Raw genomic sequence first — 16,219 nt, 5'->3', positions numbered from 1 at the left:
GTTCAGGCCTGCGACTTGAGCACGGCGGGATGATGGCGTTGCAGCACGGCGGTCGGCGTGGCGTAGGCCTCCTGCAGGTCGACGCTCCAGTACTTCAATTCGTCGAGCGGGATCCGGACGTCGGTGATGGCACAACGCACGAAGGTGCCGGGCGAGATCACGCGGAAATCGCCGTCGAGATATTGCACCTGCGCTTCGCCATGGCCCGAGGGACCGAACTTGTTCAGCACGTTTGAGCTCTCCGCCTTGCCTCGCACCAGGCTATCTGGATGTTCATGAAGCCGTCTATCACAGATAGGGTGTCATGTCCGCCCGGTAAACCACCGACTTGTGATGATTTGGCGGCAGAGGCGCATGGTAGCGTTGCAGCCATGGTCCGCTGTGTTTGCAGCGCCATAACGAGCCGGCCGGATCGGATGCGCATCAAGTCTGTTCTCATGTGCCTCGCCATGCTGGCCGCGCCGGCCGCCGCTGCGTCGCCGCTGCCGGCCCCGCATCAGGTCGAGATTCCCGAAGGCAACCTCACGCTGCGCGCGCAGCTCTACCGGCCCGATGGCGATGGGCCGTTCCCGACGGTCATCGCGCTGCATGGCTGCGGCGGCCTCGCCGGCCATTCCGAGCCGGTGCTGCCGCGCTATCGCGACTGGGCCGAGCAATTGCTCACGTCGGGCCATGCGGTGCTGCTGCCGGACAGCTACGGCTCGCGCGAGCTCGGGCCGCAATGCCGCATCAGGGAGCATCAGGTCCAGACCCGCCGCGCGCGGGTCGCCGACATCAACGCGGCGCGGCAGTGGCTGGTGCAGCAGAAATGGGTGGCGAAGAGCCGCATCAGCCTGATCGGCTGGGGCAATGGCGCCGCCGCTTTGCTGTGGGCGGTGCGGCCGCAGATGTGGTCGCGCAACGTCGAGCCGGACTTCCGCTCCGCGGTCGCGTTCTATCCGGATTGCCGCACCTCGTTCGGTCTCGGCTGGAGCGCGCGGGTGCCGACGCTGGTGTTGATCGGCGCGCGCGACGATGTCACGTCATCATCGGCCTGCCACCAGATGGTCGATGGCGCGCGCGGCCGCAGTGCGCTGGCGCGCATCGTGGTCTATCCCGAGGCCTATCACGACTTCGACCGGGCCAATCTGCCGCTGCATGCGATCGCGGCCTCCGATGCCGAGATCACCGAGCGCGGTCACGTCGGCACCGATGCGGATGCGCGCAAGGACGCGCAGAAGCAGGTCGCCGAGTGGCTATCGCGCTAGATTGCGCACGATCAGATTAGGTTGCGCTGGATCGGCATCGAAAACTCACCTCTCCCTTGGGAGAGGTCGATTTGCGTAGCAAATCGGGTGAGGGGGTACGGTCTATCGAGGGAGCAAGAGCCCTCACCCGGATTGCTTCGCAATCCGACCTCTCCCCGGCGGGGAGAGGTGAACCGAGACCGTGCCAAGCCGATTCAATCAAAACGCATCCCGCATCAGAACAAACTGCCCTGATCGACCGGCTTGGTGGCGCGCTTCGGCGCCGCCGGCTTCGCCTCACGCGGCTTCGGCTGGGTCTCGGGCGTTACCGTCGCGACGGGCTGATCGGCGCTCGCGGTCGCAGCGACGCGGCCATCGGCGAACTCGATCGAGAGGCCGGCACTGGGGCCGACCGCCGCGGCGGAGTGCAGTGCGTGTCCGTGCTCGTCACGCACCAGCGCGAAGCCGCGCGCCAGCACGCCGCGATAGGACAGCGCCGACAGCAGCTGTCCACGGTGGGCGACGCGCGCCTCCAGCCGCTGCATCGTCGTCAGCAGCGCGCGCCGGGCGCGCTCGGCGAGGCGGTGGGTGCGTTCCAGATCGCGGGCGATCGCGGTGCGCTGGGCCTTGGCATTGGCGAGCTTCGAGGCCTTGAGCCGGATCTCGAGCCCGTTGAAGCGCTCCCGCCGGCGATGCAGCAGCGCGCGCGCCGACAGCGTGATGCGCTCACCTGACGCGGTGAGCCGCTGTCGCGCATGCGCGACCTGGCCGCGCAGCACGCCGATGGTGAGCCGCGAACTCGACGCTGCGAAACGGCGGAAATGCGCGTGCGTGTTGGCCTTCAGCCCGCGCGGCAGCCCGGCTGCGAGATGGTCGAGCCGCTGCCGCGGGATCGCCAGCAATTCGTTTGCCGCCGGCAGCGCGCGCGCGGCGGCGCGCAGCTCGTTACGGCGCGCCTCCTGGGCGCGCTGCCAGTACACCATGACGCGGCGGGCGAGGCCCGTGACCTCGACGAACAATTCGCTGCGCACCGGCACCGCCATCTCGGCGGCCGCAGTCGGCGTCGGCGCGCGCTTGTCGGCGACGAAATCGATCAGCGTGATGTCGGTCTCGTGGCCGACCGCCGAGATCAGCGGGATATGGCTGTCGGCCGCGGCGCGGACCACGATCTCCTCGTTGAACGACCAGAGGTCCTCCAGCGAGCCGCCGCCGCGCGCCACGATCAACAGATCCGGCCGCGGAATCCGGCCGCCCTCCGGCAGCGCATTGAAGCCGCGGATCGCGGCCGCGACCTGCTCGGCGGAACCGTCGCCCTGCACCTTGACCGGCCAGACCAGCACGCGGCGGGGAAAGCGATCCTCGAGGCGATGCAGGATGTCGCGGATCACGGCGCCGGTCGGCGAGGTGACGACGCCGATCACCTCCGGCAGCCAGGGCAATAGCTGCTTGCGGGCCTCGTCGAACAGGCCCTCGGCCGCGAGCTTCTTCTTGCGCTCCTCCATCAGCGCCATCAGGGCGCCGACGCCGGCCGGCTCCAGCGAGTCGATGACGATCTGGTACTTCGAGGAGTTCGGATAGGTGGTCAGCTTGCCGGTGGCGATGACCTCGAGGCCCTCCTGCGGCTTGAAGCGCATCCTTGCATGGGCGAACTTCCAGATCACCGCCTCGATCTTGGCGCTCTCGTCCTTCAGCGCGAAATAGCAGTGGCCGGAGGAATGCGGGCCGCGAAATCCCGAAATCTCGCCGCGGACGCGGACATGGCCGAACCGGTCCTCCACCGTCCGCTTCAGCGCGGAGGAGATTTCCGAGACGGTGAATTCGGGCGCGTTGACGAGATTTGGCGCGGCAGCAGTCATTTGCAGGTGATTCGGCTGTTTGTGAGCTTCAGCGCAACGTAGGGACTTTTGCCCGTCATCGCCAATGCGCGGGCTTGCTTGTTCCTATACTCTGTGATACAGAGTTCTCTATTGATGCGAAAATGGCAATCTGGTTGGAGGGCTGACCGATGCTCCCGCAGGTGACGTTGGCGAGTTTCGTCCATTCCGCGGCCGGCGCGGTCCATGCCTTCCTGGCGATGCTGTGCATCGCTGTGGGGCTGATCCAGTTCCTGCGGCCAAAGCGCGGCGCGGGCCACCGGGCGCGCGGCTATCTCTACGTCTATGCCATGCTGGTCGCCGACGGGACCGCGATGCTGGTCTATCGGTTCACCGGCGCCTTCAACCTGTTCCATGTCGGCGCGATCGCGAACTTCATCTGCATCGTGCTGGCGGTTGTTCCGCTGCTGCGCAGCCCACGGCCGGCGAACTGGCGGTTGCAGCACTACTACTTCATCTCGTGGTCCTACGTGTCGCTGATGTCGGCTGCGGCCACTGAAATCGCGGTGCGGGTGCTGCCGCTGACGACGCGCGGGCAGGTCGGGCTGACCTCGTTCGCCCTGTCGGTCGTGACGATGGCAATCGCCTTTGTCCTGATCGGAAGGCATCGGCCACCGGCGGAAACACCCCCGCCTGCCGCTGAACTCGCCCAGCAGAGTGGAGTCCCGTCATGATCGACAGCCAGCAGGCCAGTGCGGCGCTGAACGACATCAACGACGTCGTGCAGCGCGTCCGCCAGTCGCGAATCTATCACAACGCCAGTCTCATCATCATCATGTGGGGCGTCTTGGTATTCGTGGGCTACCTCGCCAACCATACATGGCCGCCGCAGGGCTATACGATCTGGGCCGTGGTCGATCTCATCGGAATCGCAGGCTCGATCGCAATCGCAGCGTTCAGCGGTTTCGGTCCGGGGGCGGGCGTCTTCGCGCTCCGGCTGCTGGTCGCGTTCCTGCTGTTCATTGCGTTCGGCATCTTCTGCTCGGCGGTATTGGGCCATTTCGGGCCGCGCCAGATGCTGGTGTTCTGGCCGCTCTTCACGCTGCTGTTCTATGCGCTCGCCGGCCTGTGGTTCGGCTACGCCTTCATCGTCATCGCGCTGTGCAGCAGCGCCTTGATCGTGACCGCCTACTTCCACGCCGGTCCGGCGCTGCTGTTGTGGATGGCGGTGGCGCATGGCGGCGCACTGATCCTCGGCGGGCTCTGGATGCGCCGGATCTGAACGATGGCCGAGCTCGACGAGATCATTCACCAGCCGCTGCGGTTGCGGATCATGGCGGCGCTCAACGCGCTGCCGCTTTCGACCGGGCTCGAATTCGCCCGGCTGAAGAAGCTGACCGGCGCCACCGACGGCAATCTCGGCGCCCATATCGAGACCCTGGCCAGGGCCGGTTATGTCGCGGTCGACAAGGCCTTCGTCGGCAAGAAGCCGCAGACCACGGTGACCGCGACCGCGGCCGGCCGCGGCGCCTTTGCCCGCCATGTCGCGACCCTGCAAGAGATCATCGCCGGCAAGCAGCCGTGAGGCCGGAATGACGGGGGAATCGGCCCCGTCGCCCCTTGCAGGCCGGCGGGGATTCGTGCGACCGACACAGCTCTTGCACCCTTTTGAGCCTGTATCCGATGAATATCCTCCTGCTTGGTTCCGGCGGCCGCGAACATGCGCTGGCGTGGAAGATCGCCGCATCTCCGCTGGTGACGAAACTCTGGTGCGCGCCGGGCAATGCCGGGATCGCGCGCGAGGCCGAGTGCGTCGCGCTCGACGTCGCCGATCATCCTGCCGTGATCGAATTCTGCCGCCGCAACGCGGTCGATCTGGTGGTGGTCGGTCCGGAGACGCCGCTCGCCGCCGGCATCGTCGACAATCTCGCTGATGTCGGCATCAAGGCGTTCGGGCCGAGCAGGCAGGCCGCGCAGCTCGAAGGCTCCAAGGGGTTCACCAAGGATCTCTGCAACGAGTTCGACATTCCGACCGGCGCCTATCGCCGCTTCGACAACGCCAGCGATGCGCTGGCCTATGTCCGCGCCCAGGGCGCGCCGATCGTGGTCAAGGCCGACGGGCTCGCCGCCGGCAAGGGCGTCGTGGTGGCGCAAACCTTGCCTGAAGCTGAAGCCGCCGTCGCGATGATGTTCGAGGGCGCGTTCGGCTCGGCCGGCGCCGAGGTCGTGATCGAGGAATTCCTCTCAGGTCGCGAGATCAGCTTCTTCGCGCTGTGCGACGGCGAGACCGCGATCCCGCTCGCCACCGCGCAGGACCACAAGCGGGTGTTCGATCACGACAAGGGGCCGAACACCGGCGGCATGGGCGCCTATTCGCCGACGCCGTTCGTGACGCCTGAAATCCACGACCAGATCATGGCCCGCATCATCCTGCCGACGGTCGCCGGGATGAAGCGTCGCGGCATCCCGTTCAAGGGCGTGCTCTATGCCGGCGTGATGCTGACCGCGCAGGGCCCGAAACTGTTCGAGTACAATGTCCGCTTCGGCGATCCCGAGTGCCAGGTGCTGATGCTGCGGATGATGTCCGACATCGTGCCGGCGCTGCTCGCCTCGATTGACGGGCAGTTGAAGAATTTCGATCTGCGCTGGTACCCGGACCCGGCGCTGACCGTGGTGATGGCCGCGAAGGGTTATCCCGGCGACTACGCCAAGGGCACCCGGATCGACGGCCTCGATGATGCCGCCAAGGTCGAGGGCGTCGAGATCTTCCACGCCGGCACGGTGGCCAAGGACGGTGCGGTTCTTGCCAACGGAGGTCGCGTGCTGAACGTCTGCGCGATGGCCAAGACCGTCACCGAGGCGCGCGACCGCGCCTATCAGGCCGTCGATCGCATCAAATGGCCCGACGGATTCTGCCGCCGCGACATCGCCTGGCAGGCGGTGGAGGTGGAGAAGCCGAAGGCCTAACCCGCGTCGTCATTGCGAGGAGCCAACGGGTCGCGCGAACGCGCGCCCGATGACAGGCTCCGCGACGACTTGTCCGCCGAAGCCTTGGCGAAGGCGGAAGCAATCCATCTATCCCGGTGTGAAGAAGTGGATTGCTTCGCTTCGCTCGCAATGGCGGTGATTAGAGCAAGTCCCCGCCCGCCGCTGACGCCGTGGTGCCGTGCTCGCGGAACGCCTTGATGACGTTCTTGCCGATCTTCCACTTGTGCACTTCATCCGGTCCGTCGACCAGCCGCTGCGAGCGCACCTGGGTGTACCATTTCGCCAGCGGCGTATCCTGGCTGAAGCCGAGCGCGCCGTGGAGCTGGATCGCGGTGTCGATCACCTTGTGCACCATGTGGGCATGGAAGATCTTGGCGATCGAGTTCTCCTGGCGGATGTCGAGGCCTTTCTCGGCCTTGTAGGCGATGTGCAGCAGCATCAGCCGGCCGATATAGAGCTCGCTGGCGCAGTCGGCGAGCATGAACTGCACCGCCTGGCGGTCCGCCAGCAACTGGCCGAAGGTTGAGCGCTTGGTGACGTGCGCTGCCGCCATGTCGAGCGCGCGCTGCGCCTTGGCGACGTTGTGCATGCCGTGGCGCAGCCGGCCGTAGGCGAGGCGGTGCTGGCCCATGTTGAAGCCGTTGCCTTCGCCACCGAGCAGATTGTCGGCCGACACCTTCAGGTCCTTGATCTCGATCTCGGAATGACCGCCATGGATCACGTCGTCATGCGGGCCTTCGATCGCCATGTTGGCGACGTTGCGCTTGATGCGGTAACCGGGGTTGGGCAGCTCGACGATGAAGGTCGAATATTGCTTGTGGCGCGGCGCGTTCGGATCGGTCTTCGCCATCACGAGTGCCATATCGGCGACGCTCGCCGACGACGAGAACCATTTCTCGCCGTTGAGGATGTAGTTCTCGTTGCCGTCCTTCACTGCCGTGGTCTGCATGCCGGTGGCGTCGGCGCCCGCCGCTTTCTCCGTCATCGAGAAGCAGATGCGCTTCTCGCCGTTCAGCAGCGGCTTGAGGAATTTTTCCTTCTGGTACTCGGTGCCGTGTGCCAGGATCGTCATCATCGAGGCATCGTCCGGTCCCTGCGTGTTCATCGAGAGCGCGCCGAGCATGCTCTCACCGAGCTCCATCTGCACCAGCGCGTTGGCCAGCGGGCCGAGGCCCATACCGCCATACTCCTTTGGCACGAACGGGCACCACAGGCCCTGCGCGCGGGCCTTCTTGCGCAGCGGTCCCAGCACCTCGGCAAGCGGCTTGGTGTCGAGTTCCTTCTCCGCCGGAATGCACTCGTCATGCACGAATTTGCGGACCTTCTCGCGGATCGCCTTGGCTTCGGCGGGAATCTCGAAGTCGATCGACATGGCACTTCCTCGTTTCACGTTGTTGTTGGCTGGGCTTCCCGATGGCATAAACCCCACCCAAGCCAGCGGCAACGCCAAACAAAGTTTGAAGCAGCGCGCCGCGCCAGGGCAGGAGCCGCCGATGTCTGATCTCGCTGATCTTTTTCCCGGCTATGAGGCCAACTGGATCAACACCTCGCAGGGCCGCATCTTCGCCCGCGTCGGCGGCAAGGGCCCGCCGCTGCTGCTGCTGCACGGCTTCTCCTCGACCCATGTGATGTGGCACCAGGTCGCGCCAAAGCTCGACGACAAGTTCACGCTGATCATTCCCGACCTGCCGGGCTATGGCTGGTCCGACATGCCCGACAGCGACAAGGATCACACGCCCTACACCAAGCGGGCCTGGGCGAAGACCATGGTCGAAGTCATGGAGCAGCTCGGCCACGTCCATTTCGCGCTCGCCGGGCACGATCGCGGCGGCCGGGTGTCATACCGCCTCGCGCTCGATCATCCTGGCCGGCTGTCGAGGCTCGCGGTGCTCGACATCGCGCCGACCTATGATTACTGGCAGAAGCTCAATCGGCTGTCGGCGCTGAAGATCTACCACTGGGCGTTCCTGGCGCAGCCCTATCCGTTGCCGGAGACGCTGATCTCCAACAATGGCGAATTCTTCCTCAAGGAGAAGATGGCGAGCCAGACCAAGAGCAAGACGCTCGATGCGATCGATCCGCGTGCGCTCAAACATTACCTCGTGCCGTTCCGCGATCCCGCCCGCATCCATGCGATGTGCGAGGACTATCGCGCCGGCGCCTATGCCGATTACGAGATCGACAAGGCCGATGTCGAGGCCGGCAACAAGATCACGATCCCGATGCTGGCGCTGTGGGGCGATGCCGGGGTCGCGAGCGCGGCGACGACCCCGCTCGACGCCTGGAAGAACTGGGCCACCAATGTCAGCGGCGCGCCGGTCGATTCAGGGCACTTCCTGACCGAGGAAGCGCCGGATGCAACGGCGAAGCTGCTGCGGGAGTTTTTCCTGGCGGGTTAGCCACAAGCTAATCTGTCATACCCGCGAATGCGGGTATCCAGTGCGCCGCGGCTTCTCGATTGATCACCGCGGTCTCTGGAATACTGGATCATCCGCTTTCGCGGATGATGACAGCGGCGGGCAGGCGCGGGTATGCCTCCTACCGCCGCTCCCGGAAGAACTCGCGCAGCAGGCGGGCCGCCTCGCTCTCGCCGACCGCGCCATAGACCTCCGGCACGTGGTGGCAGGTCGGTTGCGCGAAGAACCGCACGCCCGACTCGACCGCGCCGCCCTTGGGATCGGCGGCGCCGTAATACAGCCGGCGGATGCGGGCAAAGGAGATCGCGCCGGCGCACATGGTGCAGGGCTCGAGCGTGACATAGAGGTCGCAATCGACCAGCCGTTCGGTCCCGATCGCCTCTGCCGCCTGCCGGATCGCCAGGATCTCGGCATGGGCGGTCGGGTCGCGGTCGGTCAGGGTGCGGTTGCCCGCGGTGGCAATCACGTCGTAGCCCCGCACAATCACGCATCCAATCGGAACTTCGCCCGATTTTCCGGCATTTTCGGCCACTTTCAGCGCCAAATCCATGAAAGAAGGGGCTGACATGCCTCGTATCATCCAAAGAAACCTGCTAGTAGCGTCGCCTTCAGCAAAAGTGGATGCCGGTTTTGCGTCAAACGCTGCCACGAGGGCGCGTACGGCCCGGCGACCCTTGCATTCCAATTCTACGTCCAGCGAGATCATTCATGCCCCGCGACAGCGACAAAAACAACGATTCCCGCGGCCGGCGTGATCGGCCCGGCGGGGGCAGCGGAGGCCGGGCCGGCGGTGGCAAGGGCCGCTCCGGCGCCGCCCGCGGACCGGACAAGAAGTTTGCCAAGCGCGGCTTTGGCGGCAAGGACTTTGCCAGCAAGGGCGACGGCGAGAAGCGTCCGTACCGCCGCCGCGAGGACGGCGATGCGCCGCGCCGCGACTTCGGCGACCGGCCCCGCTTCAACCGCGACGATCGCCCGCGTGGCGATGGTGAGAAGCGCCCGTTCAAACCGCGCGGCGACCGGCCGAGGTTCGATCGGGATGGCGATGGCGAGAAGCGCGCGTTCAAGCCGCGCGGCGACCGCCCGAACTACAACCGCGACGACCGCGCGCCACGCCGTGATCGCGACGACGCCCGCCCGGCCGGACGCTCGTCGGACCGCAAGTTCGGCGACCGGAAGCCCTATGCGTCACGCGACCGCGACGGCGAGAAGCGGCCATACACGCCGCGCGGCGAGCGATCCTATGGCGATCGCCCATCGCGCGACGGCGATCGGCCCGAGCGGAAATTCGGCGGCGAGCGGAAGTTTTCGCGCGGCGGCGATCGTGATCGCGGGGGCGATCGTGATCGTGGCCCGCGCAAGGATTTCGGCGACCGTCCGCCGCGCGGCGAATCCAAGCCGTGGCAAAAGCGGGAGGGCGGCTCCGATCGCCCCGAGCGCGGTTCGCGTCCATTCCGCGACGGCCCGCGCAAATTCGACAGGCCGCGCGACGATCGCGGTGGCGATGAGCGGCCGCGGTTCTCGCGTTCGCGCGATGATCGCGAGCAGGGTGATCGTCCGAAGTTCAGCCGGCCGCGCTGGAAGGATCATGATGAAGGCGGCGATCGTCGCCGCGAGCGGCCGGAAGGGCGCAGGGATTGGCAGGAGCATCCGCGCAGCGAAGGTCGCTTTGGCGATCGTCCGCGCCGCGACAACGAGGATGACAGCCAGATCTTCGCCAAGCGTCCGGCCTTTGGCGGCCGCGGTGCCTATCGCGAACGCTCTTATGATGACCGCCGCGAGCGTCCCGAGCCGAAGCCGAAGAAATCCGGCGAGCGCATCGCCAAGGTGCTGGCCCGCGCCGGCCTCGCCTCGCGCCGCGACGCCGAGGAGATCGTCACCCAGGGCCGCGTCACCGTCAACGGACGGGTGATCAACTCGCCGGCGCTCGATATCACCGACAACGATGTCGTGGCGGTCGACGGCAAGCCGTTGCCGCCGCGCGAGCGGACCCGGCTGTTCATGTATCACAAGCCGCGCGGGCTGATGACGACGCATGCCGATCCCGAGGGGCGGCCGACCGTGTTCGACAATCTGCCCGAGGGCCTGCCGCGGCTGATCTCGATCGGCCGGCTCGATTTCAACACCGAAGGCCTGTTGCTGCTGACCAACGACGGCGGACTGGCGCGGACGCTGGAGCATCCGGACACCGGATGGCTGCGCCGCTACCGCGTGCGCGCGCATGGCGAGGTGACGCAGGCTCAGCTCGACCAGCTCAAGGACGGCGTCGAGGTCGACGGCGTCAAATACGGCCCGATCGAGGCGACGCTGGAGCGCGATCAGAGCTCCAACGTCTGGGTGGTGTTCGCGATCCGCGAGGGCAAGAACCGCGAGGTGCGCAACGTGATGGCGCATCTCGGGCTCGAGGTGAACCGGCTGATCCGGATCTCCTACGGCCCGTTCCAGCTCGGCGAGCTCGAGGAGGGCAAGGTCGAGGAGGTCAAGACCCGGGTGCTGCGCGAGCAGCTCGGCGAGAAGATCGCCAAGATCGCCGGTGCCGACTTCACACGTCCGGAGCAGCGCGACGCCGCTGACGGCGACGGTGCGCCAGCGAGGAAGCCGAAGCCGAGCAAGCGCGAGACCATCAACGACCGCAAGGGTCGCCGCGTGCTGGTGCAGCGCACCGGCAGCGAGGAAGCGCGCGCCCGCAACGAGGACGAGGCCAACGGCTACGGCCCGCCGCGCCGTCCCAAGCGCGGCTATCACGGCAAGCGCGATCTCAAGCCGCAGGACGAGTAGCGGTCGATGCGTGTCGTCGGGGGCAGGCTGAAGGGCCGCAATCTCGCGTCGCCGTCGGGCCGCGAGATCCGGCCGACCGCGGACCGCTTGCGCGAGTCCGTGTTCAACATCCTGGTCCATGCCTATGACAACCCGATCGAGGACGCCCGCGTGCTCGATCTGTTTGCCGGCACCGGCGCGCTCGGGATCGAGGCAGTCTCGCGCGGCGCCAAATTCACGCTGTTCGTCGACAATGGCGCCGAGGCGCGGGCGCTGCTGCGCAACAATGTGGAATCGCTCGGCCTCGGCGGGACCACAAAAGTCTACCGCCGCGATGCCACCGACCTCGGACCGGCGCATCCGGTCGAGCCGTTCGCGTTGGTGTTTCTCGACCCGCCCTATGGCAAGGGCCTCGCCGAAAAGGCGCTCGCCTCGCTACGCGATGGCGGTTGGCTGACGCCGAGCGCATTGCTTGTGGTCGAGGAGGCCAAGGCTGCGGCATTCGCGGCTCCCGAGGGCTTTGAGGAAGTCGAGCGGCGCGCGTACGACGATACCGAATTCGTGTTCCTTCGCGAAAAAGTGTAGGGCGGTTCAGCGCCGGCGTCATTTGACGACGTTATGCTGCATGCATGACCGACACTCTCGCCATGCTCGCAAATCAATTGGAGGCGCGCGTCAAGGCGTTGCGCGGCGCAGGCGATGACGCGGCATTGCTTGCGGCCGCGCGTCACGCCGCCGACCAGATCGAACGCCATCGTGGCGCGCCGGACAGTGACCGGACCGAAGCGCTGAAGGTGGCGCAGCGGTTGACGTTCAACGCCGCAGCCGATTGCTGGCCGGGCTGGAGCGTTTCGGAGAGGCCGATCGACCCGGATCATCTGCTGGCGGCGCGCGAACTCGCGGAGTGCTCGCTGCGCCTCGTCGAGAGGCTCGAGCTCGGGCCGCTGCGCGTCGCAACCGGCATCTGGCTGGTCGGCGCTTTTGACCTGGCGCTCGGCCGGTACGACGAGGCGACCGGGCTGTTCTCCGATGCGCGCGGACACTATGCCGCGGCGAATGCGCCCGGTCTCGTGCTGCTGGTGGATGGCTATGCCGCGATCGTGCGGCAGATCGGCAAGCGTCCGGCCAGCGGCGATGATCTCGATCAGGTCTGCGCCCGCATCGCGGCAGGTGGCTTCAAGGACGGCGATGAATGGATCGCGCAGTTGCGCACCGCACTCGAGGTGTTCGCGCGGTAAGAACTTGTAGGATGGGTAGAGCGCAGCGAAACCCATCATGGTGCCGCGGAACGAAAGTTGATGGGTATCGCTGCGCTCCACCCATCCTACGGAATCGTGCAAGATCTATCTACGCCCGAACAGCTTCTCGATATCACTGAGCTTCAGCTCGACATAGGTCGGGCGGCCGTGGTTGCACTGGCCGGAATTCGGGGTGTCTTCCATTTCGCGCAGCAGCGCGTTCATCTCTTCCGGCTTGAGGCGGCGGCCGGCGCGGACCGAGCCGTGGCAGGCCATGGTGGCGGCGACATGCATCAGCCGGCGCTCCAGCGGCAGCGCCTCGTCCCATTCCGCCATGTGTTCGGCGAGATCGCGCAACAGGCCGGCCGCGTTGGCCTTGCCGAGCAGCGAGGGCGTCTCGCGCACGGCAACGGCGCCGGGGCCGAAGGATTCGATCGCAAGTCCGAACGAGCACAGCTCTTCGGCGCGATCGAGCAGCTTCTCGACGGTCGCCTCGTCGAGTTCGACGATCTCGGGGATCAAGAGGATCTGGCGCTGCACGCCGTTCTTCGCCAGCGAGGCCTTCAGCCGCTCATAGACGATGCGCTCATGGGCCGCGTGCTGGTCGACCACGATGAGGCCATCGCGGGTCTGCGAGACGATGTAGGTCTCGTGGATCTGGGTGCGTGCGGCGCCGAGCGGACGGTCCAGCATGTCGGGCGCGGGTGCCGCTTCGAAGCGCACATCGGCGGTCGGGGTGCCGACATCGAAGGCGGCCTGTCCCGGCTCGGCAAAGGCGGTCGCCGCCGCGGCTTCGAAGCCGCGCATCGGACCAGCCGGATAGGACGGCGAAGAGCGCCAGTCCCAATTGCCCGGCCGCGGCGGCGGCGTGAAAGCGGGGCGGAACGCCTGCAAGGTCGCGCCGTCGGCGGTGTTGGCCGCGGTGCGCCTTCCCTCGCGCGCCAGGCCGTCCTTCAGCGCGTGCACGATCAGCGCGCGCACCAGGCCGGCGTTGCGGAAGCGCACCTCGGTCTTGGCCGGATGCACATTGGCGTCGACCTCTTGCGGGTCGCAGGTCACGAACAGTGCCACCACGGGATGGCGGTCGCGCGGAAGATAGTCGGAATAGGCCGCACGCACCGCACCGAGGATCAGCTTGTCGCGCACCGGGCGGCCATTGACGAACAGATATTGCCCGAGCGCATTGGCGCGGGTCAGCGACGGCGCGGCGGCAAAGCCCTCGACCACGACGCCTTCGCGTTCGGATCGCACTTCGATCGCACTGGCGCGAAAATCCGCGCCGAGGATATCGCCGAGCCGGGTCAGCCGGCCGGCCGCGCCGGGCAGCGCGGCGGCCCAGGTCACCGGCGCACGCTCCTCGCCGGCCAGCGTGAAGGCGATGTCGGGCCGCGCCATGCCGAGGCGCCGTACCACTTCGCGGATCGCCTCTGCCTCGGTACGGTCGGTCTTGAGGAATTTCAGCCGCGCCGGCGTGGCGTAGAACAGTTCATTGACCTCGACGCGGGTGCCCTGGCCGAGCGCGGCAGGCATGATCTCCGATTTCTCGCCGCCTTCGACCGCCAGCGACCACGCATGCGGCTCGCTGGCGTGGCGCGTGGTGATGCCGAGTTTGGCCACCGCGCCGATCGACGGCAGCGCCTCGCCGCGGAACCCGAGGGTGCGGATGCGCAGGAGGTCTTCGTCATCGAGCTTGGAGGTGGCGTGGCGGTCGACCGCAAGCGCAAGGTCTGACCGCGTCATGCCGCCGCCGTCATCGGTGATGCCGATCCGGCGCCGTCCGCCGCCATCGGTGAAGACGTCGATCCGGCTGGCGCCGGCGTCGATCGCGTTCTCGACCAGTTCCTTGACCACGCTCGCAGGACGTTCGACCACCTCGCCGGCGGCGATGCGGTTGACGAGCTGTTCGGGAAGTTGGCGGACGGGCATGGATCGACTGTCGGGAACACGATTCGAGGCTGGACGCCACTATAAATGGCCGCGCCGGCAAATGCATGGGACGGAGGCGCCGATGCCGCCACGGGCTGGGGATGATTCCGGGCTATGGCCTTGAAGTCGTTCGCCTTCGAGGGCTCGCGCGTTACGCCCTACGTCGCGATTGTGGGGCCGCACGCACAGGTATATCGTTTAGAAAAATTATAAGTTCTCGCCGGAGGAACGCCATGTGCCATCTTTTCGCGCACCAGCCGCAGCGTGACTATGAATCGCAGACCCGATCGTTGCGGATCGACGGCCATTGCACCTCGATCCGGCTGGAAATGTCGTTCTGGGACACGCTCGAGGAGATCGCGGCCAAGGAAGGCATGACGCTGGCCAAGTTCCTCACCACCCTGCACAACGAGGTGCTCGACCATCACGGCGAGGTGAACAATTTCGCCTCGCTGCTGCGCTGCTCCTGCCTGATCTATCGCGCCAAGGCGAATGCGCCGGCCGTGGTTCCGGACTATCGCGGGACGACGGCGCCGATCATGGACGCGGCGGAATAGGCACGCCGTATCTGAAAGGACCGATGCGTATTCCCGAGCAGGCACATCGGATCGGGATTGTGGTAGCTACGACAGGATGCCTTCAAAGAGTGGTCGCGCGAACAAGTCGACGGCGCGGTCCCTGGCCAGCGCAGGTACCCAGCGGTCGAGCTCGGAGGCAGCATTGATCATCCCCGTAACCTGTTCGGCGGCAATCGATGTATCAAGCAGGCGAACGTCTCCGTTGAGCATGGCTTCTACCACGAACACGCCCAGTTGCTCGGTCAGGCGGTCGAGCGCTTGCCTGCAATTCTCGCGGATTGGCTCAGGCAAGGCATTCCATGCCGAGGTTCGGATCAAGGGCCCATGATCCGATAGCTGAATTCGAACCTGCGCCTGCGCAGCCGCCATCAGCCGCGCCCAGCCTGAGTCATGGCGCTGACGCGCCAGTGTCTGGGTGCGGCGAATGATGTCGAAGGTCCGTTCGAAACATGACGCAACCAGCTCCTCCTTGCTATCATAGTGGTGATAGAAGGACCCTTTGGTGAGGTTCAGGCGTCTTGCGATGCGATCGACGGAGGCGCCGCGATAGCCCTCGTCGTTGGCCAGCACGGTTGCCGCGCGCAGGAAGGCGTCGGGAGTGGGGGTATCGGCTGAGTCGGATTGTGACCAGTCGATCTCCAGCCCGGCCAACTCCTTCCATTGACCGCGCCGGCGAGCGAGCCCGTTGATCACGATGTCGCTCATGCGCGCCGCGGCGTATGCGTAGTCGTCGGGCTCGTAGCGGGAGATCCAGCGGCGCATCCAGTTGGTCAGCGACACCAGCAGATGCGCCCGCGCGTTCCGCTCCTGCGGTCCCAGGATGTCCTTCGGTAGCAGCTTCCGAACGCTGCGAAACATCTCGGTATAGGCGGCAAATACGCGATCGGCCTCGGGGGCCTTCAGTGCCCGGATATCGTTGAAGTTGACCAACGCGTCGCGTTGACCGCGGGCGATTCCGGCGAGTACATCGGCGTGTCCATGGATCAGATGGCGGATCCTGGCCTCTGGATCGCCGGCGCCGAGCGCCGCGTCGGCCAACGCATGCCCCGAGCCGATCGCCTTGATCAGGCAGGCCGCCGCCAGGTCATCCTTGCGGTGATAGTAATAGGTGACGCTGTTGGTGAGCAGGCCGACGCTGCCAGCGATGTCGGTGAAGGTCGCTCCCTTGAGACCAAGCCGATTGAACTGGCGGGCGGCGGCATCAAGAATGGCATCTTGTTTGGCGACGAACTTCCGGGTTCGGGTGACGTCGCCCTTGGTGTTCGGCTTGAGCTTCAT

Annotated in this window: 16 protein-coding genes; 10 read left to right on the top strand and 6 right to left on the bottom strand. The window is 66.3% G+C overall.

Annotated features, from left to right (window positions below; translation table 11 throughout):
* Nucleotides 1-2: 2 nt before the first annotated feature.
* Nucleotides 3-230, bottom strand: coding sequence for a DUF2093 domain-containing protein (locus tag CWS35_RS00165; RefSeq protein WP_024581141.1), 228 nt, complete (start codon nt 228-230; stop codon nt 3-5).
* A 186-nt stretch (nt 231-416) separates the two neighbouring features.
* Between CWS35_RS00165 and CWS35_RS00160 the strand changes: the two genes are divergently transcribed.
* Nucleotides 417-1,247, top strand: coding sequence for a dienelactone hydrolase family protein (locus tag CWS35_RS00160; protein WP_100950105.1), 831 nt, complete (start codon nt 417-419; stop codon nt 1,245-1,247).
* A 215-nt stretch (nt 1,248-1,462) separates the two neighbouring features.
* Here CWS35_RS00160 and xseA read toward each other — a convergent pair whose 3' ends face one another.
* Nucleotides 1,463-3,082 carry an exodeoxyribonuclease VII large subunit gene (gene xseA / locus CWS35_RS00155; protein ID WP_100950103.1) on the bottom strand — a complete coding sequence of 540 codons (1,620 nt, stop codon included), beginning with the start codon at nt 3,080-3,082 and terminating at the stop codon, nt 1,463-1,465.
* Nucleotides 3,083-3,231: 149 nt separating this feature from the next.
* On the opposite strand from xseA, the gene CWS35_RS00150 reads away from it, so the two are divergent.
* From CWS35_RS00150 to purD, 4 genes are all read left to right on the top strand, one after another.
* The gene (locus CWS35_RS00150; RefSeq protein WP_100950101.1) at nt 3,232-3,774 is read left to right on the top strand and encodes a DUF2306 domain-containing protein; all 543 of its coding nucleotides are present in this window, start codon (nt 3,232-3,234) and stop codon (nt 3,772-3,774) included.
* On the top strand, nt 3,771-4,322 hold the full coding sequence (locus tag CWS35_RS00145) for a hypothetical protein (RefSeq protein WP_100950099.1): 552 nt from the start codon (nt 3,771-3,773) through the stop codon (nt 4,320-4,322). Before CWS35_RS00150 ends, CWS35_RS00145 begins: the two co-directional genes overlap by 4 nt.
* A 3-nt stretch (nt 4,323-4,325) precedes the next feature.
* On the top strand, nt 4,326-4,625 hold the full coding sequence (locus CWS35_RS00140; RefSeq protein ID WP_024581136.1) for a transcriptional regulator: 300 nt from the start codon (nt 4,326-4,328) through the stop codon (nt 4,623-4,625).
* A 98-nt stretch (nt 4,626-4,723) separates the two neighbouring features.
* Nucleotides 4,724-6,007, top strand: a complete 1,284-nt coding sequence (gene purD / locus CWS35_RS00135; RefSeq protein ID WP_100955919.1) for a phosphoribosylamine--glycine ligase — start codon at nt 4,724-4,726, stop codon at nt 6,005-6,007.
* A gap of 160 nt (nt 6,008-6,167) precedes the next feature.
* Here purD and CWS35_RS00130 read toward each other — a convergent pair whose 3' ends face one another.
* Complete coding sequence (locus CWS35_RS00130) at nt 6,168-7,400, bottom strand: acyl-CoA dehydrogenase family protein (RefSeq protein WP_100950097.1); 1,233 nt, start codon at nt 7,398-7,400, stop codon at nt 6,168-6,170.
* Between the two features lie 121 nt (nt 7,401-7,521).
* Here CWS35_RS00130 and CWS35_RS00125 point away from each other — a divergent pair, with 121 nt between their 5' ends.
* On the top strand, nt 7,522-8,427 hold the full coding sequence (locus CWS35_RS00125) for an alpha/beta fold hydrolase (protein WP_100955918.1): 906 nt from the start codon (nt 7,522-7,524) through the stop codon (nt 8,425-8,427).
* Nucleotides 8,428-8,566: 139 nt separating this feature from the next.
* On the opposite strand, the gene CWS35_RS00120 is transcribed toward CWS35_RS00125, so the two are convergent.
* Nucleotides 8,567-9,013, bottom strand: a complete 447-nt coding sequence (locus tag CWS35_RS00120) for a nucleoside deaminase (RefSeq protein WP_245438810.1) — start codon at nt 9,011-9,013, stop codon at nt 8,567-8,569.
* Between the two features lie 140 nt (nt 9,014-9,153).
* Here CWS35_RS00120 and CWS35_RS00115 point away from each other — a divergent pair, with 140 nt between their 5' ends.
* From CWS35_RS00115 to CWS35_RS00105, 3 genes are read left to right on the top strand one after another with little or no spacing between them, the layout of a single operon-like run.
* The gene (locus CWS35_RS00115) at nt 9,154-11,220 is read left to right on the top strand and encodes a pseudouridine synthase (RefSeq protein ID WP_100950093.1); all 2,067 of its coding nucleotides are present in this window, start codon (nt 9,154-9,156) and stop codon (nt 11,218-11,220) included.
* Nucleotides 11,221-11,226: 6 nt separating this feature from the next.
* Nucleotides 11,227-11,784, top strand: coding sequence for a 16S rRNA (guanine(966)-N(2))-methyltransferase RsmD (rsmD, locus tag CWS35_RS00110; RefSeq protein WP_100950091.1), 558 nt, complete (start codon nt 11,227-11,229; stop codon nt 11,782-11,784).
* 44 nt (nt 11,785-11,828) lie between these two features.
* Entirely contained in the window at nt 11,829-12,437 is a 609-nt protein-coding gene (locus tag CWS35_RS00105; RefSeq protein WP_100950089.1) for a hypothetical protein, read from the top strand.
* Nucleotides 12,438-12,542: 105 nt separating this feature from the next.
* Here the strand turns inward: CWS35_RS00105 and mutL are convergent, their stop codons facing one another.
* Nucleotides 12,543-14,363, bottom strand: coding sequence for a DNA mismatch repair endonuclease MutL (gene mutL / locus CWS35_RS00100; RefSeq protein ID WP_100950086.1), 1,821 nt, complete (start codon nt 14,361-14,363; stop codon nt 12,543-12,545).
* 233 nt (nt 14,364-14,596) lie between these two features.
* Between mutL and CWS35_RS00095 the strand changes: the two genes are divergently transcribed.
* Nucleotides 14,597-14,920 (top strand): ribbon-helix-helix domain-containing protein, encoded by a 324-nt coding sequence (locus tag CWS35_RS00095; protein WP_024581127.1) that lies wholly within the window; start codon nt 14,597-14,599, stop codon nt 14,918-14,920.
* 66 nt (nt 14,921-14,986) lie between these two features.
* Here CWS35_RS00095 and CWS35_RS00090 read toward each other — a convergent pair whose 3' ends face one another.
* Nucleotides 14,987-16,219: a TetR/AcrR family transcriptional regulator gene (locus CWS35_RS00090; protein ID WP_100950084.1), complete on the bottom strand. Its 1,233-nt coding sequence runs from the start codon at nt 16,217-16,219 to the stop codon at nt 14,987-14,989.

Source organism: Bradyrhizobium sp. SK17, assembly GCF_002831585.1.
GTDB lineage: Bacteria > Pseudomonadota > Alphaproteobacteria > Rhizobiales > Xanthobacteraceae > Bradyrhizobium.
The sequence above is the reverse complement of the archived record's forward strand: the minus strand, read 5'-3'. Positions and strand labels throughout refer to the sequence as shown.

Bases quoted from the DNA above. Each gene is read 5' to 3' on its own strand.
- CWS35_RS00150 (WP_100950101.1), top strand. From the start codon at position 3,232: ATGCTCCCGCAGGTGACGTTGGCGAGTTTCGTCCATTCCGCGGCCGGC.
- xseA (WP_100950103.1), bottom strand. From the start codon at position 3,082: ATGACTGCTGCCGCGCCAAATCTCGTCAACGCGCCCGAATTCACCGTC.
- mutL (WP_100950086.1), bottom strand. From the start codon at position 14,363: ATGCCCGTCCGCCAACTTCCCGAACAGCTCGTCAACCGCATCGCCGCC.
- CWS35_RS00120 (WP_245438810.1), bottom strand. From the start codon at position 9,013: ATGTCAGCCCCTTCTTTCATGGATTTGGCGCTGAAAGTGGCCGAAAAT.
- CWS35_RS00130 (WP_100950097.1), bottom strand. From the start codon at position 7,400: ATGTCGATCGACTTCGAGATTCCCGCCGAAGCCAAGGCGATCCGCGAG.
- CWS35_RS00125 (WP_100955918.1), top strand. From the start codon at position 7,522: ATGTCTGATCTCGCTGATCTTTTTCCCGGCTATGAGGCCAACTGGATC.
- purD (WP_100955919.1), top strand. From the start codon at position 4,724: ATGAATATCCTCCTGCTTGGTTCCGGCGGCCGCGAACATGCGCTGGCG.
- CWS35_RS00090 (WP_100950084.1), bottom strand. From the start codon at position 16,219: ATGAAGCTCAAGCCGAACACCAAGGGCGACGTCACCCGAACCCGGAAG.
- CWS35_RS00095 (WP_024581127.1), top strand. From the start codon at position 14,597: ATGTGCCATCTTTTCGCGCACCAGCCGCAGCGTGACTATGAATCGCAG.
- CWS35_RS00160 (WP_100950105.1), top strand. From the start codon at position 417: ATGCGCATCAAGTCTGTTCTCATGTGCCTCGCCATGCTGGCCGCGCCG.
- CWS35_RS00115 (WP_100950093.1), top strand. From the start codon at position 9,154: ATGCCCCGCGACAGCGACAAAAACAACGATTCCCGCGGCCGGCGTGAT.
- CWS35_RS00145 (WP_100950099.1), top strand. From the start codon at position 3,771: ATGATCGACAGCCAGCAGGCCAGTGCGGCGCTGAACGACATCAACGAC.
- CWS35_RS00140 (WP_024581136.1), top strand. From the start codon at position 4,326: ATGGCCGAGCTCGACGAGATCATTCACCAGCCGCTGCGGTTGCGGATC.
- rsmD (WP_100950091.1), top strand. From the start codon at position 11,227: ATGCGTGTCGTCGGGGGCAGGCTGAAGGGCCGCAATCTCGCGTCGCCG.
- CWS35_RS00105 (WP_100950089.1), top strand. From the start codon at position 11,829: ATGACCGACACTCTCGCCATGCTCGCAAATCAATTGGAGGCGCGCGTC.